Source organism: Paenibacillus sp. FW101-FHT12H11 (assembly GCF_058790355.1).
This window is the reverse complement of the sequence record NZ_JBYTCO010000009.1, coordinates 381,289-405,353: the sequence shown is the minus strand read 5'-3', so window position 1 is coordinate 405,353 and position 24,065 is coordinate 381,289. Positions and strand designations below refer to the sequence as shown.

Genomic DNA, 24,065 nt, shown 5'->3' with positions numbered 1-24,065 from the left:
GCCGTTGTAGCTCAACTGGTAGAGCAACTGACTTGTAATCAGTAGGTTGGGGGTTCAAGTCCTCTCGACGGCACCATTGCTTTATGGAGGCTTAGTGAAGTGGCTAAACACGGCAGACTGTAAATCTGCTCTCTCCGAGTTCGGTGGTTCGAATCCATCAGCCTCCATTTACTTTTTCTAGGGGCATAGTTTAAGGGTAGAACAAAGGTCTCCAAAACCTTTGGTGTGGGTTCAATTCCTGCTGCCCCTGCCAAAAAAGTAAGCAACTTAATATTGTGGCGGTCGTGGCGAAGGGGTTAACGCACCGGTTTGTGGATCCGGCATTCGCGGGTTCAAGTCCCGTCGTCCGCCCATTATTACCAAAGCAAGATAATGGGGATTAGCCAAGCGGTAAGGCAACGGACTTTGACTCCGTCATGCCAAGGTTCAAATCCTTGATCCCCAGTTTTATATGCGGAAGTGGCTCAGCGGTAGAGCATCGCCTTGCCAAGGCGAGGGTCGCGGGTTCGATCCCCGTCTTCCGCTCCATTATTACTAAGGCGCCATAGCCAAGTGGTAAGGCAGAGCTCTGCAAAAGCTTTACCCCCAGTTCGAGTCTGGGTGGCGCCTCCACAAAATTTTTAGCCGGAGTGGCGGAATCGGCAGACGCACAGGACTTAAAATCCTGCGGTAGGTGACTACCGTACCAGTTCAAGTCTGGTCTTCGGCACCATTGTTTTACAAGTTTATATGCCGGCATGGCGGAATGGCAGACGCGCTCGACTCAAAATCGAGTCCGAAAGGGTGGAGGTTCGAGTCCTCTTGCCGGTATACAAAGAAAGCTCTTGAAATCATTTGATTTCAAGAGCTTTTTTCATTTGTGATTAAAGTTATATTATTTAGTTAGTTGAATGATAGCTAGGAAATGAACAGTAGAAGGAGCCAGGTTCAAATGAACTGGAGCTCCTTCTTTTTTAGCTATCAAATGACTTCATAGGTTACCAAGCGTAAGTCATTGTTACGATTACGAGTAAAATGAACAATACCAGAATAGCAGTGGCAGAAGTTCCGTAGCCTACACCAACAGCAGCGCCAGCAGCAACACCCATGATGTCACCCCCAATCATAAGTAATGCTCTCGGCAGCCTTCCATGAGAGACGATACATCCTATGGTGATATACCCCTGTTTGATTGGGTGATCTGCCCAAGAGAAGCTGAATAAGCGCATTAGGCGAGAGCCTTTTTTTAGAAAATCGACCCAGAATTCGAACAAGAGGCAGCAGCCCTCCATATGGTAAAAAAGAGAGTGAAATGCCATTATGGAGGTGTGAGTGCTATCGAGTACCTAGATATGTTAGCAAAGCTTGGAGTGGGCAATGCGCACCCTGGCGGGTTCGGCGAGACCATGGAACAATTGAAGAAATACCCGATAGAGAAAGGGAAACGAGTTCTGGAGGTCGGATGCGGGACGGGGAGAACAGCGTGCTTCCTTGCTGAACAGGGATGTGAAGTGACAGCGGTCGATATCCGCCCCGAAATGGTAGCTAAGGCGATAATACGAGCTGAAAAGCAAGGGGTGCAGGTGGATTTTCGGGAGGGAGACGTGTGCCAATTACCTTTTGAAAATGAATCATTTGATGTTGTGATGGTGGAATCCGTCACGAATTTCGCAGAAGCGCAGAAGGCGGTCTCGGAGTATTACCGGGTGTTGAAACCAGGAGGGAAGCTTTATGACCGGGAAGTTATCCGCGTCAAAAATATGTCCACTGGCGTCCATAGGGCACTGTGCAGCTTTTATGGAGTTAGTAAAATTTATAGCATGGATGAATGGCGGGAGCTGCTGGAAGGAAGCAAATTTGCTGTGGATTTCTCCGGTATCCATCCGTTTCCATTAACGATGTTCGAGGATCAAGTTCAGCATCCAGACCCTGTGCATCTATCCGACAAGCAATCGTTCATGGACCCACGCATATGGCAAATTACAGCCAGATATGATGAGCTGGTGAATAAGTATCATAGTTACATGGGATACACGTTGATGATAGGCTCGAAGGAATAGATAGAACCGTGGCAGGAATCAAGCACCCCGATGGCGAATTAGGCGAGAAAGATTATCATTGGGGGCTGTTTCTTTTGAACGCTGGCGCTATATCGGAACGCATTCCAAACCGGAAAGCCAAAGAGATTTATGAGTTGATTTGTCGCCATACGACGATATCCAAGACTGAGCTGCTTGAGCAGAGCGGGATGACGGTCTCTACGTTGACGCGGCTTTTGGAAGAACTGACGGGCCAAGGATTCATACTTGAATCCGGCTTCGGTGCGTCAACAGGCGGGCGTAGGCCGATTCTGTATGAGAAGAACTCGGCCTACGCGTATGTTTTCGGCTTGGATATCTCCAGGACGTTGTCCAAGCTGGTTTTGGTTGATTTGGGCATGAACAAATTAGACGCCCGGAGCTGGACGATGACGGCAGAGATGACGCCGGAAGTGCTAATCCGCCTCATTGTCAAGGAGGCGCATGATATGATGGAGCGGCACGGGATCACGAAGTCGATGCTGCTAGGAATCGGTGTCGGCGCCGTGGGTCCGGTGGACAGGCTGTCTGGAACGATATTGGAGCCGGCTTATTTTCAGGCCAATGGTTGGAGAAACGTTGATATCTGCAAGGAGCTGACAGAGGAACTGGGTATTCCCTCCATGCTGGATAACGGAGCGAACACAGCCATTTTAGCGGAATCCTGGCATCAGCGCACGCAGAGTTTCAAACATCTGCTATATATTCATGCCGGGGTTGGCTTGCGCTCTTCCATGGTATCGGAAGGGAAGCTCATCTATGGCGCGGTTGACATGGAAGGCTCTGTCGGGCAAATGATCATTCAAACAGATGGCGTGGCGCACCGTGACGCCTCAGGAAACTACGGCGCCTTGGAGTCATATGCATCCTTGTATGCGATTGAAAAGGCGGCACGCTCTGCCTTAAAACAGGGCCGATCCACGGTGCTGTCGCAGTTGGTGGAGGACCCGGAGCAGTTGTCCTACACGCAGGTATTGGAGGCACTCAAAAAAAATGATCCCCTTGTCGTGGAGATCATTACGGAGGCTGCAACCTATTTTGGCATAGGACTAGCCAATTTATTAAATATTTTGCACCCGGAGAAGGTCATCCTTGGGGGCCCGCTTATCGCGGGCGGGGAGTTGTTCTTCCAAACCGCTACACAGGTAGCGATTCGGAAAACGTACTACTACCCCGCGTATCAGGTTGTCTTCAGCAAGGGGCAGCTTGGTGAAGAGGCCCTTGCCATGGGAGCAGCCGTGATGGTCATGGACCAGTTGGTTAGGCTGTGACGCCTTGGAGGAATTCAAGGAGCAGCGCATTGAAGGCCTCGGGTTGCTCCATCGGCGCCAGATGCGAAGCCTCAGGGATGGCATGAAAGCTGGCTCCCGGAATCGCGTCAGCCATCTTTTTCATGACATCCGGTGGCGCAATCGGATCTTTCTCACCGGCGATGACAAGCGTCGGTACGGAGATAGCTCCGAGGAGGTCGACGGAGTCGGCGCGGAACGCCATGGCCAGGCTCGCGTGGACCAGACCTTCGGCAGGCATGGAAGCCATGACCGCGCTTAGGCTCTCCACGAGCCCTGGCTGATCTTTGGCTGTCTGCTCCGTGAGCAGCTTCGGCAGCATGGCATCTCTTGCCGCGCTGGCCCCTTTGTCATAGAGGGCAGCTGCCATATTCATCCGGTTCTTACGAGCCTCTAGCCCGTCTGCTTCCGGACGGGTATTAGCGAGAAGAAGCGCTGTGAATCGCTTAGGAGCTTTGCGCAGAAGTGCAAAAGCCACATATCCGCCCATGGAGAAGCCGCCAAGTGCGGCTTTTTGTATGTCCATTTTGTCCATCATCGTCAAAATATCATCCGCATATTGCTCAATTGAAATGTTAGCTTGAGGTACATCCGAATGCCCCATACCGCGTAAATCAGGTGTAATCACCCGATAATCCACCGATAAAGCCTCTACCTGCGCTTGCCACATGCGATGATCCAATGGGAATCCGTGCAATAAAATGACAGGTACTCCTTGTCCTTTTTCCGCTATGTACAACTCTGCTCCATTAATATGATGTTTCATTCGTTGGTCACCCTCCATGACTAGTTTTTCCACGCACAAAGACCTAAATTTCATCAAAATATTAGTTCAAAGGTCGTAAAAACAAGAGAAATAGCGAAAAAGTTATGTCTTCATACTTTCATTATGGTTAACTCATACTTCTTTAACATTTGATTGTTATTCTCTCAGTATACCCGTTGTTAACCAGTAAAAGCGAATACGAATCTTTCATTTATGAAGTGAGGTTATCGTCATGACTAAAAAACCTTGGTCCACACAAGAATTGGACAAGTTAATTCGACTTTCATCAGAGTGCCCTCCCGTTGTAATTGCCAAAGAATTATCCCGCCCTGTTACATCTGTTCGCAAAAAAATGCGTGAAATTGGTGTAAGCTACGTAACCGGCGAGCAGTGGAAAAAAAGTCAGATTCAATATCTGATCTCGGATGAAGGAGCCTCATACACGAACAAGAATAAATTGACACAGGCTCCGAAGGAAAATGATTTTGAATCTCCCGTGCTCGACGAATTCTGGACAACCCTAGTGAAAATGGCCAGAGTAGCGAAGAAGAGGGGGAAGCGCGTAGATGTCCTTTCGTTTATCGATACTTACCGGAAGATTCGTATCGGAGGTTAAGAAAATAGGAGATACATAAAAGGTGAAATCCGTTATAACGAGATTTTACCTTTTTCTTTTACTCAAATCCTTCTAAACTGAAAGTACCAAAGACATCTAGGAGGTCAAATGCAAAGAATTCCCTTTTTTTCGGTGATTAGCAAGTATGACACAGCGATATGGGTTCGAGTCGTGGGCACGATTCTGACGTCGTTAGCCGGTTTTATGATGAGACCCTATCTGGTTTTTTATTTGTATGACAAGTTGGACGGTTCCGTGTTTTTATCCATGTTAATAGTAGGTCTACAGCCCTTATGCGGAATATTCGTAAATTTATATGCAGGCAGCTTGAGTGACAAGTACGGGCGGAAGCCAATGATGCTCGCAGCGCTCCTTATTCAAGCCTTCGCTATTGGTGGATATATATTTGCCAGCCACGTATGGGAGTTTGCGCTTATTTCCATTGTTAATGGAATTGGACATGCGATGTATGGGCCTGCTGCCAATGCTCAGATTTCGGATGTTGTGCCGGAGCAGAAGCGAGCTGAGGTTTTTGCTTTATTGCACACGGCTTTAAACATGGGATCAGCATTTGGTCCGCTTTTAGGCTTACTCTTGTTTACCATGAATCCGTCGATTATCTTCCTTGCTTGTTCGGTTACACTAGTTGCTTATGCGGGCTTAGTCATATGGAAGGTCCCAGAGACGATGCCTGTTAAAAGTGAAGAGGTATTGGCTGCCGCAAAAGCAAACAAAGTCAAAATTAAATGGTCGGAGCATAAACCACTGCTGTGGATTACTTTTCTGGCCATGCCGGTATCCCTTTTATACGCGCAAGTTGAGTCTACATTTCCTTTACATCTACAGCAAAATTTCGAAAATTATAAATCGGTCTTTGCGACGATCATTACTTTCAATGGGTGCGTAGTCATCGCGCTGCAGCTGTGGATTGCAAAACGAACAGAGCACGTCCCTGCTTATATTGTCGTGGCTGTATCCTACATGTTGTTTGCAGTTGTATCCATCGGTTACGGATTTGTTCCTTATCTTGCGATTCTGCTTTTTGTTGAATTTTTATTTACCATTGGTGAAATGTTGAACGGTCCTCATATTCAAAAAGTGATTTCCGTGATTGCCCCAGTGGAGCATAGAGGCTTGTACTTCTCCGTGTTCGGAATGAATTGGCAGTTATCCCGTGCCATCGGCCCTGTCCTAGGTGGATTGCTATTCAGCCATTATGGCGGGAAAGTGATGTTTGCCGTCGTAGGCGTCATTCTTATTGCTGCCGGTATTGCTCAAACGAGATATATCCGAGGCTTAAATCGTAAGCAGGAAGAGCCAAATGTTGAAGGTGTGCTGCAAGTATAAACGAAAGGGGACTAGTTGAGTTCTGATATCGTTAATATGAATGGTATGTAAGCCTGGCATCTGAGGATGCTGGGTTTTTATTGTTTTGTAAGACATCTGTAAGTTTCCTTTTAAAAGGATGAGGTATAATTATACTAGCTTGAGGAGGTATGTCTGTATGGGAACGTTAGTTCTTATTGTGGATGATGAACCGAATATTATAGATGTTTGTACCGTTTATTTGGAGAGGGAAGGCTATCAAGTCATTTCCGCAATGAACGGGGAGGAGGCGATCAGGCAGTGGCGGCAGCACAATCCGCAGCTGATCGTGCTGGATCTGATGATGCCCGGTAAAAACGGTTGGCAGGTTTGCGAAGAAATTCGCAATGAGCGGGACGTTCCCATCATCATGCTGACGGCGTTGGGGGACGAAATGGACAGGTTGATGGGACTCACGATGGGGGCTGACGACTACTTGACGAAGCCCTTTTCACCGCGAGAGCTTGTGCTGCGAGTGAAAGGGATTTTGCGTAGGATGCAGCGCACTCCGATGGAGACTATGGTGAATGCAGAGGCAGTACTGCCTGCCCATATATTGAGATACCCTGGACTCGAAATCAATGTGCTGCATCGCAGTGTCCGCGTCCTCGACAAAGACGTCGAGCTGACTGTGAAGGAATTTGAGCTGCTGCATTTGTTCGCAGCCCATCCGGATCAAGTTTTTTCGCGAAACCAATTGCTGAGTAAAGTGTGGGATATTGATTATTACGGGGATACAACGACAGTAACGGTTCATATCCGCCGCTTAAGAGAGAAACTGGAGCCTAATCCTTCTGAGCCGCGCTTTATCAAAACGGTGTGGGGCATCGGTTATAAATTCGAAGGGAGGGAGCCATCCTGAAGCTTCGATTATATTTGCTCATTGCGAGCGGAGTGAGTACAGGGATCATCTTGCTTACGCTGCTTATTTGCTACCATTTTATGCTGCTTCACTGGAAGGATGTTGTGATTCTGTCGACTGTTACCCTAGGTGCGGCTGTTGTATCGATGGGCATTCATTACATCATGACACGCCCTCTAGAAAAAGCTATTCATGCCATTACTCAGGAAACGACTCGCATCTCAGAAGGCCATTTTGAGGGCGTGGTGCCTCATATCGGGCCAGTTGAATTTCAAAGACTAGCAGAACAGTTCAACCGCATGAGCGGGAAACTGAAAGAAAGTTTCGGCAAATTACGAACAGCCGAGATTTCTCGCAAAGAGCTTGTAGCGAATGTGTCGCATGATCTGCGAACGCCAATGTCATCAATTAAGGCTTTCGTAGAAGCACTGGAAGACGATGTCATTCAGGATAAAGCGACCTTCGAGCGTTATCTCCGAACGATCCGTTTGGAAACGGGACGATTAGACGGATTGATCCAGGAATTATTTAAGCTTTCGCAGCTCGATGCAGGTGGAAGCGAATTCGTGCCTGAGCCGTATCATGTTGATCAGCTCCTGGTGGATGGTCTGCAAAGCTTGGCTTTTCAGCTGGAAGATAAGCAGTTGCAAGTCGTTGTAGACCTGCCGGAGTACTTGCCGCCTGTGACCATTATGCCTCAGGAAATGAAGCGGGTTTTGGCTAACATACTGGGGAATGCCATTCGTCACTCCCCTGTTGGCGGCAGCATTACAATTAAAGTGGAACAGCTGCCGACCTCTTGTCTAAAGCTGCTGATTCAAGATCAAGGCGAGGGAATTGAGGAAAGGGATGCGGACAAAATATTCGATCGGTTTTATCGCTCGGACCCATCACGAACGCGTACTAGCGGGGGAGCCGGACTCGGTTTGGCGATTGCTAAGTCCATCGTCCAGCTGCATGGGGGAACAATCGGTGTGGATAGCCGAGTGGGCAAGGATGAGGGGAGTGGCAGCACGTTCTGGTTTACCATTCCTATTGAATAGGGCGCCTCAGCTGAAATAGGGGGGCCTGAGCAGATGGAGAAGGCAGTATTTCAGGGGACTAGCGGCCAGGCAGTTCTGAGTATGGAGCGTACTCTGTAATTTTAGCGAGTTGTAAGCTTTTTTTAAGATTTGTACGTTATGATTAGAGGTATAAACTATTGGTTGAATAGGATGTGGGCGTATGGAGTCGAAAAGAGGTTGGTTAAAGCAATCCTTTGGCAAGCGTCTTAATGCTATACATAGCTGGAATGCCTGGATTCTCCTGCTGCTGACCATAACGGGCATTGTGCTTAGCATAGGGGCGATTCGCGGAGATTTGGGGATTGTCCGAGTGTCGTTGAAGCAGCTTCACATTTATTTAGGTGTCGCTTCTATTTTGCTAATGATCCTGTATGCGCCAATGATTCGCAAACATTGGCTGCAGATTCGCACGCGCCGCAATCAACGCGCGAATCTGGTCTTTGTGCTGGCGCTGCTGGTCGGTTGGGCAGCGTCCGGGGTGGTCCTGTGGCAGTTCCGGCATCTGCCACCCGCTTTAAACAATGCGGCACTCCTCATCCATGACCTGCTGACCTGGGTCGGAGTGCCGTATGCCGTGTACCACGCCATCTCGCGCAGCAGATGGCTGAAGCGCCAGCAGCGGCTGGATCAAGCCGCCGCTGCCGCAGTTAAGCCGCCGGCCGTGCAGCCGGCGGCAACACCTCCCGTGGCGGCGTCTGACGCCACGGCGGAGCGCTCAGCAGCGCAGGCGGTTATCGCCGCGCTGAAGGCGTCGCCGATCACACGCGCCTCGTTCCTGCGGCTTGCCGCAGGACTGGTGCTTGTGATCGCAGTCGGTCCCGCCTTTTATCGGTGGATAAAAGGCGCTTTCGACACCGGCGGTTCGTCGACCGCCGAGTATGCCGCAGGCGACGGCAACAGCATGCTGCCGCCGCCTGCGCCGCTGCCGGACTCCGCCGCGGTGGTCGGCGGAGGAGCGCAAGGGAATTTCCGTATTTATACGGTGACGGAAATTCCGGCTTTTTCCTCGGAGACTTGGCAGTTCGCGATTTCTGGTCTAGTCGATAAACCTGGCGTTTGGAACTGGGAAGAGTTTCTGAAGTTGAAACGAACGGTACAGGTGAGTAACTTCCATTGTGTGACTGGCTGGTCCATTTATAATTGTACGTGGGAAGGCATACCGCTTAAGCAGCTTTTAGCAGCAGCGGGTGTGCAGTCCAAGGCGAAATATGTGAAATTTTATTCCGGCGACAAGGTGTATACCGATGCCCTTTCGTTGGAGCAAGCTGACAGTGACGACATCATGGTAGCTGTAATGCTGGATGGCAAGCCGATTCCCCAAAAATTAGGAGGTCCGGTCCGGCTGATTGTTCCGCAAATGTATGCGTATAAATCCGTCAAATGGCTCCAAGCGATTGAGCTTATTGAGAAGGAGCACATGGGGTATTGGGAAGTTAGAGGCTACGATAATGATGCTTGGGTGGATCGATCTAACAATGCGTAATGGGAATGAAATGGCAAGAAACTGAAACTGACTTTCCGGGTGGTTTTTGATATAGTTATGTCAAAGAACCTGCTTGGAAATGAGGAATAACGTTGGAAATCGTATCGGTGAATGTGGGCCAACCACAAATTGTTGAATATCAAGGCAAAGAGCTGGTCACGGGCATATACAAGTCCCCGGTCAGCTCATCTTTGTATGTGTCCAAAACCCAATTGGACGGGGACGGGCAAGCCGATTTAACGGTGCATGGCGGCGTTGATAAAGCACTGTGTGTTTACCCCGAGGAGCATTATGCTTACTGGGAGGAAGTGCTTGGCCGCAAGCTGGAAGCGGGTGCTTTTGGTGAAAATTTAACGGTGCGCGGTTTTCTGGAGACGGACGTTTGCATTGGTGACATTTATGCTATTGACGAAGTGATTGTTCAGGTCTCGCAGCCACGCCAGCCTTGTTTTAAAGTAGGCAAACGTCTGGAGTGGGCCAAAACCCCGCTGCACATGCAGGAAACGGGATATACCGGTTTCTATTTCAGAGTTTTGCAAGAAGGATTCCTCTCCGTAAATTCCGAAGTGAAGCTTGTCGCCAAAGATGCTGACGGCGTAACGCTGGCCTATGCGAATCAAATCAAATATCACGATAAAATGAGCAAGGATGGAGCTCAACGTCTCGTACAGACGGAAGCTCTATCTGAAAGCTGGAAGAAATCCTTCACAAAACGATTGACGGAACTCGAGTTATGATGACAGGTGTTATTTTGGCCGGAGGGCTCAATCGCCGCATGGAAGGAAGAAGCAAGGCGCTGCTTCCTGTTCAAGATCAGCCCTTGCTTCTTCGCCAGCTTACGGAAATGTCCCGTATTTGCAACCAGATGATTGTTGTATCGAATGAACCCGAGGCGTTCCAATTACTTCTAGCATCTAATTCCATGCCTTTGAATGTACAATGGGTGTCAGATATATATGTTCAAAAAGGGCCGTTAAGCGGTATTCATGCAGCTGCGCAAGCCGTAACTGAACAATTCATGTGGATTGTTGGGTGTGATATGCCTTTTATTTCATCCGAAGCCGCAGAAGCTATGAGACAAATGTGCCAAGAAGCCAATGTTGATGCGGTTATTCCGGTCATAGACGGCAAGGTTCATCCGCTCCATGGCATTTACTCGAGGTTAGTTGGTTCTGAGGCTGAGGTATTATTGAAGCAGGAACAACATCGATTAATGGGTTTGTTGGATCATATCGATTGGTTGCCTGCGGAGAATGCTTTTTTTGAAAAGTTAAAACTGTCGTCAAAGTTTGTAACGAATGTGAATACGCCGGATGAGTACAAGTCTATGTTAGAGAATCTATCATGAGTGTAGGATTTAGCTGAAAAATGTGTCATAATGGACTGGAGAGAAGGTGAACTTCATGCCGAAGCTGCTGATGGATCGTTTTGGACGCATGCACGATTACTTACGAATATCCGTTACGGATCGCTGTAATCTTCGTTGTGTTTACTGTATGCCCGAAGAAGGAATGGAATTTGAACCGGATGACAAGCTGTTAACGTTCGAGGAAATCACCGAGGTTGTTCGCGTGCTGGCTGGACTAGGTGTCCGAAAGCTGAGATTAACCGGCGGAGAACCGCTTGTACGTAAAAATCTGGAACAACTGATTGGCATGCTCTCCCAAATACCCGGGATTGAAGATATTGCGTTGACAACGAATGGGATTTATTTTGCTTCAAGAGCTGAAAAGCTTCGCGCAGCAGGGCTAACCCGTGTAAATATAAGCCTGGATTCCTTGAAAGCAGACCGGTTCTCACTCATCACCCGAGGTGGCGATATTAACCGTGTTCTGGCCAGCATTGAAGAAGCTTATCGTGTGGGCATTACCCCGATCAAGTTAAATGTTGTCCTTATGAAGGGCATGAATGATGACGAAATTGAAGACTTTTTACAAATGACGATGGATCGTCCGATTCAAGTTCGGTTCATAGAATATATGCCGATCGGGCATCAGGATGAGGCGTGGAAAAGCCGCTATTTGCCTTTGTCGACCGTATTGGATCGCTGTAAGGAAAAGGGTTGGAATGCGATAGCCTCGGACGCCGTATATGGGAACGGGCCTGCTCAAAACTTCCGGATCGAAGGCGCTCAAGGTTCATTCGGGCTCATTCATCCGATCAGCGATCACTTCTGCGAGACCTGCAACCGCCTGCGAATTACGGCAGATGGCAATGTGAAGCCATGCTTGTATTGGTCAGATGAATTTAATGTTCGGACTTATATTGGGAATGATTCGGCAATGGAAGACCTTTTCTTCCGTGCTTTGGATATCAAGCCGCAAAATCATGAGATGGCGCAGGCACTGCTGAATGAAAGCCAGTCTCATACACCAACACTTCGCCGGATGTCGCAAATTGGCGGTTAGCCCATAGGAGGAACGGACGTTAGTGAATAGCGATGTGAAGCTTAAATTCGGGCGCAAAGTCATTTCGGTGGAAGAAGCCCGAAGCGTGCTTTCCGAGTATGTCGAACTTACTGAAACGGAAATTGTACCGTTGTCCGCTGCGTTCAACAGGCGATTAGCCAAGGATATTTATGCCGATCATCCCGTGCCTCATTTTCGCCGATCCGGCGTGGACGGATACGCGGTTTGCGCTGCGGATATTGAACAGGCATCGCCAGAAAATCCTGCTATTTTGCGTGTCATTGAGCATATTCCAAGCGGAACGGTTCCTGAGCTTACTGTGTATTCAGGTGCTGCATCCCGGATCATGACGGGAGCGCCTGTTCCAGATGGAGCGGATTGCGTGGTGATGCTGGAAATGACGGATGCACTTCCCTTACTGGACGCAGGGGTAAGCTCGACTCAGGTCTGCATTAAGAAAAGTATACCCGTGGGCAGCAACATAACTCCTATTGCCGGGGAAATAGCCGCGCAGGAGTTATTGCTTCCGCATGGATCACAAATCGGACCTGGTGAAGCGGCGATATTAGCGACTTTTGGTTATTTCTCCGTGACGGTTTTCCGTAAACCGAGGGTAGCGATTTTTTCAACAGGCTCTGAGTTATTGAATGTTGAAGAAGCGTTGCTGCCTGGGCGAATTCGTAACAGCAACAGCTACATGCTTGCTGCGCAAGTCGAAGCAGCGGGCGGAGAAGCGGTGATTATGCACGCGCTCTCGGACAATGTAGAAGAGGTGGAAGACGCTCTGCTGGAGACATTAGGCAAAGTTGATCTTGTTATCACCTCCGGCGGTGTCTCTGTTGGTGACTATGATGTTCTGGTGGATTTGTTTGGAAGGTTTGCGGGTAAGCTCCTGTTTAATAAAGTGGCGATGCGGCCAGGCACGCCGACGAGCGCAGCCTTTTGGGAGAATAGGCTGCTGCTCTCGCTCTCCGGTAATCCCGGCGCATCGTTTGTAGGCTTTGAGCTATTTGCTAAGCCGCTGATTAAAGCGATGTCAGGCTGCCTATCTCCTTGCCCCGAAGCCATGACAGCTTATTTGGATGTGGATTACGACAAAGGCTCGGCATTCCCGCGTTATGTCCGAGGGACAACGCATGTCGAGAATGGTTGTTTGCGGGTTAAGCCTTCCGGCATTGATAAGTCCAGCATCATGGTTTCCATTAAAGATGCGGATTGTTTGATTCAACTGCCTGCCGGAGGCTCAGGTTTTGCGAGAGGCGAATGTGTTCTTATATATCCGATCAAATAAAAAAAGACCTGCTTATCACTCATCTTCTTTCAAAGAAGTTGGTGTAAGCAGGTCTATTTACAAGGAATAGTCAGGTTGGAATGAAGGCAAGATTAGATTGCGAAAGTAGCCAAGATGATAACAAGCAGAACATAAAGGACAAGAACGACACCTACAGATCCGTATCCAGATCCGTATCCAGTACCACAACCAGCTGCATATGACATAGTATCCCCTCCGGTTCTTAAGTATTTAAGTGGGTTGAATCACTATACATCAACATCATATGACGTAGAGACATTCGTTGATTGGACGTATGCCCTGATTTCTAAATGGAGAACGCCTAATTAGGCATAGGTATTGTCAATGATTTTCCAGTATACTTGTATATGAGGTGATACATAATGAGTGAAATTCGAACATTGGAACAACAGGAATTGCCGGAGAGTCTTGCATTATCCCAGTTTGCTTTTCAATATGAGCTGAGCGCAGAAGAGCAGGAAGATCGCAGCAGTTGGACAGATCCGAAGCAAATTTGGGGCTATTTTGTTCAGGGGAAACTAGCTGCTAAGCTTCAAATTAACCAATTTCATACGTGGCTGAATGGTCAGCGTTTTGCCATGGGCGGAATTGCGGGAGTAGCAACTTGGCCGGAGTACAGGCGCAACGGAATGGTCGCGAAGCTGCTGCTTCAAGCGCTCAAGGTGATGAAAGAGCAAGGGCAAACCGTCTCCTTTCTATCTCCGTTTAAGTTCGAATTTTATCGGAAGTATGGCTGGGAGACGTATATTGACTACCTGAAATATGAAATTCCTGCGGATAAACTTCCAAAATTCCATGCTCCGGAAGGCAGTTCAATCGTTCGTGTGACGAGGGAATGGGAGCTTTTGAATCCTATTTATGAGCAGTATGCCCTGCAATTTAATGGAATGATGGAGCGGGACGCAAATTGGTGGAATAATCGATATTTTAAAAACAAAAAAGGTACGGTAGCCCTCTATGTTAATGCCAAGGGTGAACGGACGGGGTACGTCTTTTATCAAGTAAAAGAGTATACAGCAACCATTCATGAGATGGTGTTTTTGGATGAAGAAACGAGACGCGGGTTATGGAAGTTCATAGCCGATCATGATTCCATGATCTCGAAGGTGGAGGTTAAAGCGCCAGCGGATGATCAGCTTCCTTTCTTGGTGCATGATCCTAAGTTCAAGCAGGAGAAAATAACATATTTTTCGGCGCGTATTATCGATGTGGAAGCTTTCCTGAAGCAGTATCGGTTTGAACCGCGCCAAGAGGTTGAGCCGATCTATTTGCGGATTTTTGATCCGCATGCGGACTGGAACGATGGCGTTTTCCAATTGCAATTCACAGGCAGCGGGGAGAAAGCGGAGGTCACCAAGTTAGCTGAGGGCGAGCAACCGGCAGATGAGCGTATACTGAGTTGTAGTATTCAAACGTTGGCTGCCTTATTTATGAGTTATCAAAAGGCGGGCTTTATGGCTAAAATTGAGCGGCTTCAAGGCTCGCAGGAGCTGGTTACTCGGTTGGAAGCGGCAATTCCGCAGCGCACGACGTATTTGGCGGATTTCTTTTAGGATTCGGTCCCGGTGTTCCGGGGCCGTTTTTTGTTAGTGCGCTATCTCTCGGAAATTTCAGCCGAGAACGAGGAAATAGAGGACTCCAGTTCCCTTCAATGGATCAAAAGCTAGTTTTCCGTTGGGAGTCTCCAGGCTACCCAACGCTCTCGCACTGCACTTGCACGCTCCGACGAGCTGAAAAGGAACTGTGGGACCTTATTCCAAGGAAAACCACCTTTTCGGCTGGTTTAGGGGATCTACAAGACTCTATTTTGCCGGCTTCTATAAAAAGTACAGGTTTGAGTACAAATAAGAGCCTGTAGTTCCGTTCCGAAAGAGAAATGCTCGTTTTTCCGCGAATAGCGGACGCCAGTTCCTTTGAGGTGATTCCACCGAATAGATCCATAGATTCCTAAGGTGCCCGGAGTTTCATCACAGTTCATGCGGGGCTTTCAGTACGTTCGTCAAAATTAAAAAACCCGTGATCATCACGGGTTTAGTTTGTACACTTTTACAGTTTGGAAGCCGAATTTGCGTAAGGATTGCTGGGAGCCTGGAATGTAAATATCAACGCGTTTGCCTTTGATGGAACCACCGGTATCCGTTGCATAAGCATACATGCCGCCTTTTGGCAGGCCGTTGAAATCATAACCTTCTATATAGAGCTTAGATCCAAGTGGAATAACCGATGGATCTACAGCGACGGTTCCGATTCCTAATGGATTCCCCATATAGTCCAATGCTCCAAAGCCTCCATTTTCAGAAGGATCAGCGGAGTAGGCTGTTGACTCAAATAGCTCATAATCAGGTGCGTGATGATTGCCGTCTTTACTTAAAATCGCTAAGTTGCTGCTTGCATCCCACTGAACGGGAATGTCGGAAGCATTGCTTAAGAACCGAAGCGGCACGTAGACACGTCCGTTTTGGAACTCAGCGTGTGTGTCCATCTCGACAGGAGTGCTATCGATTTCGGCCTCTTTTTGACCTGACACCAAGGAAATAGAATGCTTGTCATTGTTCAGTGTGACTTTAATTGCGTCGCCTTCCTTTTGCCATTGTACATCATAACCCAGTTTCTCAGTTACGAAACGGATCGGTACTTGTGTAGCGTGGTTGTCATCCAAATAAGGCTGGGCATCCGGAAATTGAACCAGGTCATCGTTGACTTGCACTTTCACGTCCATACTCGCGGCTGCTGCATAAGCATGTCCCGAAAATGGGGAAAGAAAGCCTCCTGCCAAAACTGTGAAGGACACAGCAAGGCATGCTAACCCTTTTGTAAGCATATTCAATTGGTAATCCTCCTTCAAAATGAGCCTCCGAGGTTAGTTGACGGGTTCGGGAAGAAGGTTCTCCCTAGTCTGCTCTGCTTACAGAGCAAATATTCACCCCATGTAAATCGTCCCCCGTACCGGCACTTTGTCTGTGCACCGGACTCGGCTTCAAATATTCTATCATTGATAGAATAATGGAAACAACGCCCAAAATATGGTTAAAGGTCTTAGACCATACTGGACTTAGGTCTAGGTACAAAAACAGTCGGGAGTCCGTTTTGACGTGAATCCATTTCGGCTACGATAGTAGCATGAAGATTACGCGAAGGGCGGTGCAATAGTGAGCATGAATCGATCAAAAAGTTGGGCGCTGATTCTGATAGCAGTAGGCTTTCTCATTTGTATGCATCAAGTGGGCATGCATTTTCATGTCATGGGACTGCTGGTTCCTGTGGCGATGGTGGGGCTAGGTTATGTGGGGATAACTCATGGCAAGAAGATGGGATGGCTGATTTTTGGCATTGGCGCTTTGATATTAATTACAAAATTATCTGGTTTCCTAGCGATTGTGTTTGCAGTGTGGTTAATGTATTACGGCTATCGCATGCTAAAAAAACAAAACGATTCGGCGGAGTTCAGACTGTAATCAACAAGAACATAGGGGGTGTGGATGATGAGCGTATTTGATCGAATTGGTAAAATGGCCGATATGGCTTGGCAGGAGGCAGCAAGCAAGCTGGACCTGCATGAACGGGGAGGCGGCCATTCCAGCCATTCCAGCCACGCTGGACACGCTGGAGCATCGCGCGGCATCGCCGAGCTGGAGGAGCGCTACGAGGAGGCGCTGCAGCGTACGATTGAGCTGCGCAAGCAAAGCGTCGACGCGCAGGAGATGGCGCAGCTGCGCGCCGAGCAGGCTGAACTGGCCATGCGCGCAGGCGACGAAGAGCTGGCGCGTATGGCGCTGCAAGAGAAGCTGCGCTTGGAAGCAGCCTGCGCGCAGTACCGCGCGCAGTACGCGAGCAGCCAGGACGTCTGCCTGGCGCTCGCAGACGAGCTGGCGGGGCTGCGTGCCGGCCGCGCAGCAGGAACGGGACAGCCGCGAAGCGGGCTGTCCAAGGAAGAAGCTCGCGAAGCATTGCGCGAGCTGGAAGCGACCGGCCGCGAGCTCGGCCGGGAAGCGCTGCAGGGCTTGCGCGTGGCGGGGCGCGTGTCGAAAGAGACGCTGAAGGAGGCTGGCAGCAACCTCCAGCAGGAGCTGCGCAAGCTTCAGCAGGATTGGCGCGACAAGAAATAAGCCTCGCGTGATTGTACTGCGCCGCGCACAGTATGCGGCGCAGCCGGATTCCGGCCTCCATTCCTCATGCTAGAGCCTTGCTGGGCAAGGATTTGCATCTTGGAGGCTGTCCATTCTTATGGTATGCTAGGAATCTATATGAACGAATTAATCGGCAGCCAGAGGAGGTGCAGCGATGGGCGAAGAAACCAAAAACAACCGCAACCGGAATACAGCTCTTGTGCTGATTGGCGCCGGTCTTTTTTTGCTTCTGGATCATACGATAGGCTTTTTCCCCATTCTTGCGATTATCCTCGTCTTGCTGGGCATTCATCGGGTCCGTTCCCGCAAAGAGCGCAAAGGGTTTGTGCTCATCGGCGTGGGGGCTGTGATTCTCTTTGGTGATCATATTACGATTGTTTTCGCTATCGTTTTGATTTCATTAGGATTCTTTTTCATACGGTCCAAGCAAGTGCATAAAGATGACACCTATATTCAGAAGCAGAAGCTGATGGACAGCGTTCGCTTGGGGCGTGAGCCTTGGATCATGCGCAATAGTTCAACGTGGTACATTATCGGGGAGACGTATATCGATCTCTCGCTTGCCATACTAGAGCAAAAGGAAACAACGCTTATTCTGCAAGGTGTGATAGGCGATGTAGATATAAAGGTACCAGATGATATTGGCGTCTCAGTAGGAGCATCCGTTACATTTGGCCAAATTCAAGTTGCAAGTGAGCGGGAATCAGGTGTAATGAACAAATTACAGTGGCAATCGTCCAATTATGAGAGCTGCGACCACCGCGTGAAACTTGTGCTTTCGTATATTGTAGGAGATATTAAAATTAAAGTGATGTAACGTCTAGAGGAGGTTCAGCGCATATTGGACGGCTATAAACGCAGATTAACGAATATGATATGGCGCAGTATGGCTGAATCGATTATTTTTAGTTTTTTTGTATTTGGCGCTATCATCTATTTTATGAACTCAAACAATCTAATCACGCCATTTACGAGTTGGCAAGAAGGTGTGAAATTCGTTTTCATGGCCATCGTGATTATCGGAGGCATTGGCGCAGGGTATGGTTACTGGAACAGCTCACGGATTACACGCCGGCTTGAGCCGCTGATGGAGACGATGATTTTGCTTGAAAAAGGGACCTTCGCCCGCGAAGGCTTCCAGAATGGCGAAGATGAGATCGGGCGTCTCGGCGAGCAGCTCGGTCGCATTATGAAACGTTGGGAAGAGCAGGTTACTTCCCTGCAGCGGCTATCTAACAATAATGCCGAACTTGCGGAGAAAGCGAAATTGTCGGCTGTTATTGAAGAACGGCAGCGATTAGCACGGGAGCTGCACGATGCGGTAAGCCAGCAATTGTTCGCAATTTCGATGACCGCAACGGCTGTTGGCCGAACTTTGGACAAGGATTTCGAGAAAGCCAAACGGCAGATTCATCTGATTGAGGAGATGGCTTCCGTTGCACAATCGGAGATGAGGGCGCTGCTGCTTCATTTGCGGCCTATCCATTTGGAAGGAAAACGATTGTCCGAAGGGCTTGTTGAGCTTCTCAAAGAGCTGGCGGCCAAGGTGCCGATGGCGATTACGTGGGATATGGACGAAGAGATTCGTTTAAATAAAGGCATTGAGGATCACCTGTTCCGGATCGTACAGGAAGCTCTCTCGAATGCATTGCGTCATTCCAAAGCGAATAAGCTCGAAGTTAAGCTGCTGCACCGCGCTGATGGCGTTCGCCTGGCGATCCGCGATGATGGTGTCGGTTTTGAACTGGATGCGAAGAAACTTACCTCCTACGGCATCGTATCCATGAAGGAGCGGGTTAACGAAATTGGCGGCTCTGTTGACATTATTACGGCTCCTGATCGGGGTACACGTATCGAAATTCGAGTGCCGATTCTAGCTACAGATGCAGTGGAAAGTGTATAGCGATTGGACTGATGGCAGTGGAAAACAGGAAAACAGTTCTGATGACGAGAGGAGAAGCAAATGGACGATACATTGATTAAAGTCTTGCTTGTCGATGATCATGAAATGGTGAGGATCGGACTTGCCGCTGTTCTGGGAACAGAAGATGGCATTGAAGTGGTCGGAGAAGCCAGCAACGGGCAAGATGGCATTCGATTGGCTCAGGAATATCGACCGGATGTCGTGCTGATGGATTTGGTCATGGAAGGCATGGACGGGATCGAAACAACCCGGAAGCTGCTGCAGCTGTATCCGGAGTGTAAAGTCATTGTGTTGACTAGCTTCTTGGATGATGAGAAAATGTATCCAGTGATTGAAGCTGGAGCCTTCAGTTATTTGCTCAAGACGTCTCGTGCTTCCGAGATTGCTCAAGCGATTCGAGCCGCGGCCAAAGGGCAATCCATTCTAGAATCTCAGGTTGCCTCTAAGATTATGAACCGTTTCAGACAGCCTAAGGCGGCAGCGGAACCGCATGAAGAGCTGACGGATCGGGAAATGGAAGTCCTGCGGCTGATCGCCAAAGGGAAGTCGAACCAGGAACTGGCGGATGATTTGTTTATCGGTGTGAAAACAGTGAAATTTCACGTCACGAACGTACTCGCCAAGCTTGGTGTGGAGGATCGAACACAAGCTGCCATCTATGCTTTTAAGCATGGCTTGGCTGAGTAGCAACATGGGACAAGGGAGCGATAAGGATGAATTTTCTCAAGCAATTGTGGAGCTGGTTTGGTTCCATTGCCATTTCTTTTGTTTTAGTCGTATTTCTTGGCGTTTTTGTGTTCCAATCGACCAAAGTAATGGGTCATTCTATGGACCCTACGCTGCATGACAGTCAACGCGTGTATGTATCAAAGCTTTCTCATACGTTCAACTACGAACCTAATTATGAAGACATCGTCATTATTGATTCTAGAGTTGATTTGAAGCGGACGTTCAAGAACGACCTGCTGGACAGCCCTCTGCTTAGCTTATTTACAAAAGGCGATGACAAACACGTGTGGATCAAACGTGTGATTGGGAAGCCTGGCGACCATTTAGAGATGAAAGACGATAAATTGTACCGGAACGGGCAATTGCTCGAAGAGCCGTATTTGAATGAGGCGATGAGAGCAAACGGGAACAAGGAGTGGACGGTTCCGGAAGATCACGTATTCGTAATGGGAGATAACCGGAATAACAGTATGGACAGCCGGGTCATTGGATACGTTCCACTCGATCATGTCTTAGGCAAGAAGCTCTTCTAATAAAAAGCGACCCTCTGGGTGAGCATGCGGATGCATGAGCTCATTCCAGAGGGTCGCTTTTTTTAAATCACATCTGTGTATCTAGCAGCAGTCCTCTCATCGGAACCGGCAAGTAGGCTTGGAGTTTGGATCGGTATTGCCCGTAAGGTTTTAGGTCAGAACGGGACATTTGAAACAACGCTTCAGTAGGAACTTGCTGCAGCTGTCCAAGATTGTTCGCCAAGGTAGAGGCGAAGCTGGTCAGGCTGTCGAGACTTTTTCGAAAGGAGCCTGACAGGTTGTTGACTTGACCTTGAAGCTCCTGCTCCTGAAACTCAAGGTTGCCATCATCAAGCTTGTTGATCCCGATTTCTTTGAGCGAATACGGCTTAGCGGCTTGTTCTAGCCCGGCAAGTAGGGAACGATTCATGTACGCAGGTGACTCTCGTAAAGACGTCTGAAGTTCATTATATGTATCTACAAATTCACGGATAGGCTCTAGGATGGTTTCACGATTGTTGTCGCCCGGTCTTGCTTGGACCAAGGATTGTGCGGTGAGCTTGGCATTCTGGGCAGTTTGAACGAATCCAGCTACGTTTTGGGCTGCAGCTTTTGCGATTTTTTGATACGGTGAGCCCTCATATGGTAAATTAAGCTGCTCACGAATCGTGGTAGATTTACCGCCTGCGATGCCGCGGATACCGCTAACCCGATAGTAATCCTTATGGGTTTGATAGCTATTTACTGCTGTTATCGGAGGATAGGCATAGATCATTTCAATCACCCCTTTTCACATAAGTCTAGTATATCATTCGAAGGTATTGGGGTAAATTGGTACTTATCAGATGGAAGATGAGCAAGTAGCTGAGTCATTTCCGCCAGGAGCAACATAAGATAGCATTATTGCTTCTTGTGGAGGCGATGCAGCGTGATTCGCAAACGGTTAGCTGCTAACGACGATCGGGCGATTCATCGTTTGATTGTTGAACAGTTAGTGCCTTTTTCCAGACAGTATCAATCAGGCGTTTCAGTTACTTTTTCGGAAATACGCAAGCGGCTGAACCACAACAAAACGTTTGTGGCAGCTAAAGGATATAAACAGCCTTATGGGTTCATTTCGGTTATTCGCAAATCGAACGTGCTGTTCGTCGATATGCTGGCTGTCGATCCTCGAGAGCAGGGAAAGGGACTAGGGAAAGAGCTCATGAAGATGGCTGAGGAGTATGGGAAAAGTGAGCGTTGCCGCACGGCAGAGCTTTTCGTCGATGACAGCAATCCCAATGCCATTGGCTTTTACTCCAGCAAAGGGTATGAGATTGATGAATATCTCCCTGAGCTAAGCTGCTTTCGAATGAAAAAGAAGCTTGTTCGGTAATACTAGGGCTGCTGATGAGCAAGTCATCGGCAGCCTTTTTTTTATTCGCTGAACATAGCAGCAACCCGCTCGATTGGAATATCGATGGCTTCTGGGCCGTTCGGGCCGGGAGCTGGACCGCCAAAAAGCGGCATTCCGAAAAAGTTTAATCGTTCAAGTTGCGGTTCTGGGCTGTTTGGATCTAATTTTCCATTTTTTGGCTGGACAGATTTCGCTTTGGCAGTGGTTTTACGTTTCTTCTTGGATGCGGTTGAATTAAGCGTCGGGCGAGCCTCTTCATTAAGAATGAGCGTATTTTTCTCCAAGCGGCTTAAAACTCCAAAGATTTGGGAACCATCATTAAGATAAAGATGAACTGGTTTTCCGCACAGGCTTTTGCAAGCTTTTTCGGTGATCGGATGAATGGGCTGCATAAGACTCTTGGCACCTCCGTATTTGTATGTACTGTAGCCTATTCGGAAGGCCCCATTTCGGTATAGACGAATGTCTAGATCACTATAAGAAATTGTTATAGGGAAAGTTCTCAGAAAAGTTGAATAGCTTGACAATTTTAGGTATGCTAAGCATATTAACTAATCCTAATAGAGAAAGAATGATGCATATATGAGTGGAGCTGTATTTTATATTTTCGGGGCAACCGGCGATTTGGCGAAAAGAAAACTATTTCCAGCTTTTTATAGCTTGTATCGCGAAGGGAAATTAGGAGAAAATTTCGCCGTTGTCGGTCTTGCTCGCAGACCTCGGACGAGTGAACAATTCCGTGATGACGTGAAGCATTCCATCCAAGAATTTGCCCGTTACAAAATTACGGATGATGAGGAATGGACTCGCTTCGCAAGCCGTTTCGAGTACATGTCGTTGGACATTAACAACGTGGCCGGCTTCCACGAATTAAACGTGTTGTCCACAAGACTGGATGAGCAATATCAAACGGGCGGGAACCGCTTGTTCTACCTGGCTTTGGCGCCGGAGCTTTTCGGCAACGTGTCCTACAATCTAAGCGAAGGCGGTTTGCTCAAAACCAAAGGTTGGCACCGTCTTGTGATTGAGAAACCATTCGGTTACGATCTGCCTTCGGCTGAGCGTTTGAACGGTCAACTCCGTCAAGTCTTTGAAGAGAAGGACATTTACCGCATTGACCACTACCTGGGTAAAGAAATGGTTCAAAACATTGAGTTTGTGCGTTTCGCGAACGCCTTCTTCGAGCCGCTATGGAACAATAAATACATAGCAAATATTCAAATTACATTAAGCGAAACAGTTGGTGTTGAAGAGCGTGGCGGATATTACGACCACTCGGGCGCTTTGCGCGATATGGGCCAGAACCATATGCTGCAAATGTTGATGATGATGGCGATGGAACCTCCTAGCCGCCTGCATCCGGAAGATATTCGCGATGAGAAGGTTAAGGTTCTGCGTTCCTTGCGCCTGTTCGAAGATGGCGATGATGTTCGTACGAACGTTGTTCGCGGCCAATATTCCAGTGGTTCCAGCAAAGGCAAAACGTTACCGGCTTACCGTGAAGAAGATTCCGTGAACCCGCAGTCGACGACGGAAACGTATTTCGCTGCGCGTGTTCATGTCGATAACTTCCGTTGGGCTGGGGTACCGTTCTACATTCGGACAGGGAAAAGGCTGCCGGTCAAAACAACCGAGGTTGTTGTTGAATTCAAAAACATTCCGAACAACGTCTATTTGGCTAAAAAGCATGACATGGAACCGAATCTGCTTGTTTTCCGCGTTAATCCGATGGAAGGCATTTACTTGAAAATGAATGCCAAGCAGCCAGGATCGGAAGGCGTCATCGTTCCGGTTGCTATGGATTTCTGCCAAAGCTGCCAAATCGGCATTAATACGCCGGAAGCGTATGAGCGTCTGCTGTATGATGCAGCCCGTGGAGATTCTACGTACTTCACGCGTTGGGATGAAGTGGCGCTGGCTTGGTCTTATGTAGACCGCATTGCTGCGGCATGGAACGAGAAAACGGATGATCTGAAGGAATATCCGGCTGGATCTTGGGGACCTGAAGAGGCGACTAAACTGCTGACGGATGACGGCTTTAAGTGGTGGCCGATCAACGGTCAAAATGAAGGCGAAGTCGATTGGGAAACCGTTCAAAAAACAACGGTTTTAACTTAAGTAAGCATGCATAACATCCAATAGGCGACTGACGCCT

26 protein-coding genes, 9 tRNA genes and 1 riboswitch are annotated in these 24,065 nt (G+C 48.4%); of the genes, 29 read left to right on the top strand and 6 right to left on the bottom strand.

Annotated elements, in window-relative coordinates; genetic code table 11:
- The 9 genes from AC3WTJ_RS28055 (at window position 1) to AC3WTJ_RS28015 (ending at window position 810) form a co-directional block, all read left to right on the top strand.
- Window positions 1-76: transfer RNA gene (locus AC3WTJ_RS28055), tRNA-Thr, on the top strand.
- Between the two features lie 9 nt (window positions 77-85).
- Window positions 86-167, top strand: a tRNA-Tyr gene (locus tag AC3WTJ_RS28050).
- Window positions 168-179: 12 nt separating this feature from the next.
- A tRNA-Trp gene (locus AC3WTJ_RS28045) sits at window positions 180-253 on the top strand.
- A 25-nt stretch (window positions 254-278) separates the two neighbouring features.
- Window positions 279-351: transfer RNA gene (locus AC3WTJ_RS28040), tRNA-His, on the top strand.
- A gap of 22 nt (window positions 352-373) precedes the next feature.
- Window positions 374-445: transfer RNA gene (locus AC3WTJ_RS28035), tRNA-Gln, on the top strand.
- Between the two features lie 8 nt (window positions 446-453).
- A tRNA-Gly gene (locus AC3WTJ_RS28030) sits at window positions 454-528 on the top strand.
- Window positions 529-538: 10 nt separating this feature from the next.
- Window positions 539-612 (top strand) — tRNA-Cys (locus AC3WTJ_RS28025).
- An 11-nt stretch (window positions 613-623) separates the two neighbouring features.
- Window positions 624-712: transfer RNA gene (locus AC3WTJ_RS28020), tRNA-Leu, on the top strand.
- 19 nt (window positions 713-731) lie between these two features.
- A tRNA-Leu gene (locus AC3WTJ_RS28015) sits at window positions 732-810 on the top strand.
- A 167-nt stretch (window positions 811-977) separates the two neighbouring features.
- Here the strand turns inward: AC3WTJ_RS28015 and AC3WTJ_RS28010 are convergent.
- The gene (locus AC3WTJ_RS28010; protein ID WP_492524572.1) at window positions 978-1,253 is read right to left on the bottom strand and encodes a hypothetical protein; all 276 of its coding nucleotides are present in this window, start codon (window positions 1,251-1,253) and stop codon (window positions 978-980) included.
- Between the two features lie 78 nt (window positions 1,254-1,331).
- Between AC3WTJ_RS28010 and AC3WTJ_RS28005 the strand changes: the two genes are divergently transcribed.
- Both AC3WTJ_RS28005 and AC3WTJ_RS28000 read left to right on the top strand, forming a co-directional pair.
- Entirely contained in the window at window positions 1,332-2,039 is a 708-nt protein-coding gene (locus AC3WTJ_RS28005; protein ID WP_492524571.1) for a class I SAM-dependent methyltransferase, read from the top strand.
- A gap of 74 nt (window positions 2,040-2,113) precedes the next feature.
- Window positions 2,114-3,328, top strand: coding sequence for an ROK family protein (locus AC3WTJ_RS28000; protein ID WP_492524589.1), 1,215 nt, complete (start codon window positions 2,114-2,116; stop codon window positions 3,326-3,328).
- Here the strand turns inward: AC3WTJ_RS28000 and AC3WTJ_RS27995 are convergent.
- The gene (locus AC3WTJ_RS27995; RefSeq protein ID WP_492524570.1) at window positions 3,318-4,112 is read right to left on the bottom strand and encodes an alpha/beta fold hydrolase; all 795 of its coding nucleotides are present in this window, start codon (window positions 4,110-4,112) and stop codon (window positions 3,318-3,320) included. The genes AC3WTJ_RS28000 and AC3WTJ_RS27995 overlap by 11 nt on opposite strands.
- Window positions 4,113-4,344: 232 nt before the next feature.
- On the opposite strand from AC3WTJ_RS27995, the gene AC3WTJ_RS27990 reads away from it, so the two are divergent.
- The 9 genes from AC3WTJ_RS27990 (at window position 4,345) to AC3WTJ_RS27950 (ending at window position 13,201) form a co-directional block, all read left to right on the top strand.
- On the top strand, window positions 4,345-4,728 hold the full coding sequence (locus tag AC3WTJ_RS27990) for a hypothetical protein (protein WP_157319738.1): 384 nt from the start codon (window positions 4,345-4,347) through the stop codon (window positions 4,726-4,728).
- Window positions 4,729-4,836: 108 nt separating this feature from the next.
- Complete coding sequence (locus AC3WTJ_RS27985; RefSeq protein ID WP_492524569.1) at window positions 4,837-6,075, top strand: MDR family MFS transporter; 1,239 nt, start codon at window positions 4,837-4,839, stop codon at window positions 6,073-6,075.
- Between the two features lie 157 nt (window positions 6,076-6,232).
- Window positions 6,233-6,955, top strand: a complete 723-nt coding sequence (locus AC3WTJ_RS27980; RefSeq protein WP_492524568.1) for a response regulator transcription factor — start codon at window positions 6,233-6,235, stop codon at window positions 6,953-6,955.
- Between the two features lie 32 nt (window positions 6,956-6,987).
- Window positions 6,988-7,998, top strand: a complete 1,011-nt coding sequence (locus AC3WTJ_RS27975; RefSeq protein WP_492524567.1) for a HAMP domain-containing sensor histidine kinase — start codon at window positions 6,988-6,990, stop codon at window positions 7,996-7,998.
- Between the two features lie 181 nt (window positions 7,999-8,179).
- Complete coding sequence (locus AC3WTJ_RS27970; protein WP_492524566.1) at window positions 8,180-9,502, top strand: molybdopterin-dependent oxidoreductase; 1,323 nt, start codon at window positions 8,180-8,182, stop codon at window positions 9,500-9,502.
- A gap of 86 nt (window positions 9,503-9,588) precedes the next feature.
- The gene (locus tag AC3WTJ_RS27965; RefSeq protein WP_492524588.1) at window positions 9,589-10,239 is read left to right on the top strand and encodes an MOSC domain-containing protein; all 651 of its coding nucleotides are present in this window, start codon (window positions 9,589-9,591) and stop codon (window positions 10,237-10,239) included.
- Window positions 10,236-10,850 (top strand): molybdenum cofactor guanylyltransferase, encoded by a 615-nt coding sequence (gene mobA, locus AC3WTJ_RS27960; RefSeq protein ID WP_492524565.1) that lies wholly within the window; start codon window positions 10,236-10,238, stop codon window positions 10,848-10,850. The genes AC3WTJ_RS27965 and mobA overlap by 4 nt, the downstream gene beginning before the upstream one ends.
- Before the next feature lie 55 nt (window positions 10,851-10,905).
- Window positions 10,906-11,910 carry a GTP 3',8-cyclase MoaA gene (gene moaA, locus AC3WTJ_RS27955; RefSeq protein WP_127453177.1) on the top strand — a complete coding sequence of 335 codons (1,005 nt, stop codon included), beginning with the start codon at window positions 10,906-10,908 and terminating at the stop codon, window positions 11,908-11,910.
- Window positions 11,911-11,932: 22 nt separating this feature from the next.
- Window positions 11,933-13,201, top strand: coding sequence for a molybdopterin molybdotransferase MoeA (locus tag AC3WTJ_RS27950; protein WP_492524564.1), 1,269 nt, complete (start codon window positions 11,933-11,935; stop codon window positions 13,199-13,201).
- 92 nt (window positions 13,202-13,293) lie between these two features.
- Here AC3WTJ_RS27950 and AC3WTJ_RS27945 read toward each other — a convergent pair whose 3' ends face one another.
- Window positions 13,294-13,407, bottom strand: coding sequence for a sporulation protein YjcZ (locus AC3WTJ_RS27945; protein ID WP_127453175.1), 114 nt, complete (start codon window positions 13,405-13,407; stop codon window positions 13,294-13,296).
- A gap of 177 nt (window positions 13,408-13,584) precedes the next feature.
- On the opposite strand from AC3WTJ_RS27945, the gene AC3WTJ_RS27940 reads away from it, so the two are divergent.
- Window positions 13,585-14,775, top strand: coding sequence for a GNAT family N-acetyltransferase (locus tag AC3WTJ_RS27940; protein WP_492524563.1), 1,191 nt, complete (start codon window positions 13,585-13,587; stop codon window positions 14,773-14,775).
- 470 nt (window positions 14,776-15,245) lie between these two features.
- On the opposite strand, the gene AC3WTJ_RS27935 is transcribed toward AC3WTJ_RS27940, so the two are convergent.
- Window positions 15,246-16,043 carry a stalk domain-containing protein gene (locus AC3WTJ_RS27935; protein ID WP_492524587.1) on the bottom strand — a complete coding sequence of 266 codons (798 nt, stop codon included), beginning with the start codon at window positions 16,041-16,043 and terminating at the stop codon, window positions 15,246-15,248.
- A 13-nt stretch (window positions 16,044-16,056) separates the two neighbouring features.
- Window positions 16,057-16,209: riboswitch (cyclic di-AMP (ydaO/yuaA leader) on the bottom strand.
- Between the two features lie 168 nt (window positions 16,210-16,377).
- Between AC3WTJ_RS27935 and AC3WTJ_RS27930 the strand changes: the two genes are divergently transcribed.
- The 6 genes from AC3WTJ_RS27930 to lepB all read left to right on the top strand — a co-directional run bounded on the left by AC3WTJ_RS27930 (window position 16,378) and on the right by lepB (window position 20,535).
- Entirely contained in the window at window positions 16,378-16,677 is a 300-nt protein-coding gene (locus AC3WTJ_RS27930) for a LiaF transmembrane domain-containing protein (RefSeq protein WP_492524586.1), read from the top strand.
- A gap of 24 nt (window positions 16,678-16,701) precedes the next feature.
- Window positions 16,702-17,328 carry a PspA/IM30 family protein gene (locus AC3WTJ_RS27925; protein ID WP_492524562.1) on the top strand — a complete coding sequence of 209 codons (627 nt, stop codon included), beginning with the start codon at window positions 16,702-16,704 and terminating at the stop codon, window positions 17,326-17,328.
- 175 nt (window positions 17,329-17,503) lie between these two features.
- Window positions 17,504-18,166: a cell wall-active antibiotics response protein LiaF gene (gene liaF / locus AC3WTJ_RS27920; RefSeq protein WP_315953140.1), complete on the top strand. Its 663-nt coding sequence runs from the start codon at window positions 17,504-17,506 to the stop codon at window positions 18,164-18,166.
- A 24-nt stretch (window positions 18,167-18,190) separates the two neighbouring features.
- On the top strand, window positions 18,191-19,252 hold the full coding sequence (locus AC3WTJ_RS27915; RefSeq protein ID WP_127453165.1) for a sensor histidine kinase: 1,062 nt from the start codon (window positions 18,191-18,193) through the stop codon (window positions 19,250-19,252).
- A 60-nt stretch (window positions 19,253-19,312) separates the two neighbouring features.
- Entirely contained in the window at window positions 19,313-19,960 is a 648-nt protein-coding gene (locus AC3WTJ_RS27910) for a response regulator (protein ID WP_127453164.1), read from the top strand.
- Window positions 19,961-19,986: 26 nt separating this feature from the next.
- Window positions 19,987-20,535: a signal peptidase I gene (gene lepB, locus AC3WTJ_RS27905; RefSeq protein ID WP_127453163.1), complete on the top strand. Its 549-nt coding sequence runs from the start codon at window positions 19,987-19,989 to the stop codon at window positions 20,533-20,535.
- A gap of 67 nt (window positions 20,536-20,602) precedes the next feature.
- On the opposite strand, the gene AC3WTJ_RS27900 is transcribed toward lepB, so the two are convergent.
- Window positions 20,603-21,289, bottom strand: coding sequence for a hypothetical protein (locus AC3WTJ_RS27900; protein WP_492524561.1), 687 nt, complete (start codon window positions 21,287-21,289; stop codon window positions 20,603-20,605).
- 153 nt (window positions 21,290-21,442) lie between these two features.
- Between AC3WTJ_RS27900 and AC3WTJ_RS27895 the strand changes: the two genes are divergently transcribed.
- Entirely contained in the window at window positions 21,443-21,889 is a 447-nt protein-coding gene (locus AC3WTJ_RS27895) for a GNAT family N-acetyltransferase (protein WP_492524560.1), read from the top strand.
- A gap of 41 nt (window positions 21,890-21,930) precedes the next feature.
- Here the strand turns inward: AC3WTJ_RS27895 and AC3WTJ_RS27890 are convergent, their stop codons facing one another.
- The gene (locus AC3WTJ_RS27890; RefSeq protein ID WP_492524559.1) at window positions 21,931-22,302 is read right to left on the bottom strand and encodes a hypothetical protein; all 372 of its coding nucleotides are present in this window, start codon (window positions 22,300-22,302) and stop codon (window positions 21,931-21,933) included.
- Window positions 22,303-22,492: 190 nt separating this feature from the next.
- Between AC3WTJ_RS27890 and zwf the strand changes: the two genes are divergently transcribed.
- Window positions 22,493-24,028 (top strand): glucose-6-phosphate dehydrogenase, encoded by a 1,536-nt coding sequence (zwf, locus tag AC3WTJ_RS27885; protein ID WP_492524558.1) that lies wholly within the window; start codon window positions 22,493-22,495, stop codon window positions 24,026-24,028.
- Window positions 24,029-24,065: the final 37 nt, after the last annotated feature.

Bases quoted from the DNA above. Each gene is read 5' to 3' on its own strand.
- AC3WTJ_RS28005 (WP_492524571.1), top strand. From the start codon at position 1,332: ATGTTAGCAAAGCTTGGAGTGGGCAATGCGCACCCTGGCGGGTTCGGC.
- AC3WTJ_RS27995 (WP_492524570.1), bottom strand. From the start codon at position 4,112: ATGAAACATCATATTAATGGAGCAGAGTTGTACATAGCGGAAAAAGGA.
- AC3WTJ_RS27990 (WP_157319738.1), top strand. From the start codon at position 4,345: ATGACTAAAAAACCTTGGTCCACACAAGAATTGGACAAGTTAATTCGA.
- AC3WTJ_RS27985 (WP_492524569.1), top strand. From the start codon at position 4,837: ATGCAAAGAATTCCCTTTTTTTCGGTGATTAGCAAGTATGACACAGCG.
- AC3WTJ_RS27980 (WP_492524568.1), top strand. From the start codon at position 6,233: ATGGGAACGTTAGTTCTTATTGTGGATGATGAACCGAATATTATAGAT.
- AC3WTJ_RS27970 (WP_492524566.1), top strand. From the start codon at position 8,180: ATGGAGTCGAAAAGAGGTTGGTTAAAGCAATCCTTTGGCAAGCGTCTT.
- mobA (WP_492524565.1), top strand. From the start codon at position 10,236: ATGATGACAGGTGTTATTTTGGCCGGAGGGCTCAATCGCCGCATGGAA.
- moaA (WP_127453177.1), top strand. From the start codon at position 10,906: ATGCCGAAGCTGCTGATGGATCGTTTTGGACGCATGCACGATTACTTA.
- AC3WTJ_RS27945 (WP_127453175.1), bottom strand. From the start codon at position 13,407: ATGTCATATGCAGCTGGTTGTGGTACTGGATACGGATCTGGATACGGA.
- AC3WTJ_RS27940 (WP_492524563.1), top strand. From the start codon at position 13,585: ATGAGTGAAATTCGAACATTGGAACAACAGGAATTGCCGGAGAGTCTT.
- AC3WTJ_RS27935 (WP_492524587.1), bottom strand. From the start codon at position 16,043: ATGCTTACAAAAGGGTTAGCATGCCTTGCTGTGTCCTTCACAGTTTTG.
- AC3WTJ_RS27930 (WP_492524586.1), top strand. From the start codon at position 16,378: ATGAATCGATCAAAAAGTTGGGCGCTGATTCTGATAGCAGTAGGCTTT.
- AC3WTJ_RS27925 (WP_492524562.1), top strand. From the start codon at position 16,702: ATGATGAGCGTATTTGATCGAATTGGTAAAATGGCCGATATGGCTTGG.
- liaF (WP_315953140.1), top strand. From the start codon at position 17,504: ATGGGCGAAGAAACCAAAAACAACCGCAACCGGAATACAGCTCTTGTG.
- AC3WTJ_RS27910 (WP_127453164.1), top strand. From the start codon at position 19,313: ATGGACGATACATTGATTAAAGTCTTGCTTGTCGATGATCATGAAATG.
- lepB (WP_127453163.1), top strand. From the start codon at position 19,987: ATGAATTTTCTCAAGCAATTGTGGAGCTGGTTTGGTTCCATTGCCATT.
- AC3WTJ_RS27900 (WP_492524561.1), bottom strand. From the start codon at position 21,289: ATGATCTATGCCTATCCTCCGATAACAGCAGTAAATAGCTATCAAACC.
- AC3WTJ_RS27890 (WP_492524559.1), bottom strand. From the start codon at position 22,302: ATGCAGCCCATTCATCCGATCACCGAAAAAGCTTGCAAAAGCCTGTGC.
- zwf (WP_492524558.1), top strand. From the start codon at position 22,493: ATGAGTGGAGCTGTATTTTATATTTTCGGGGCAACCGGCGATTTGGCG.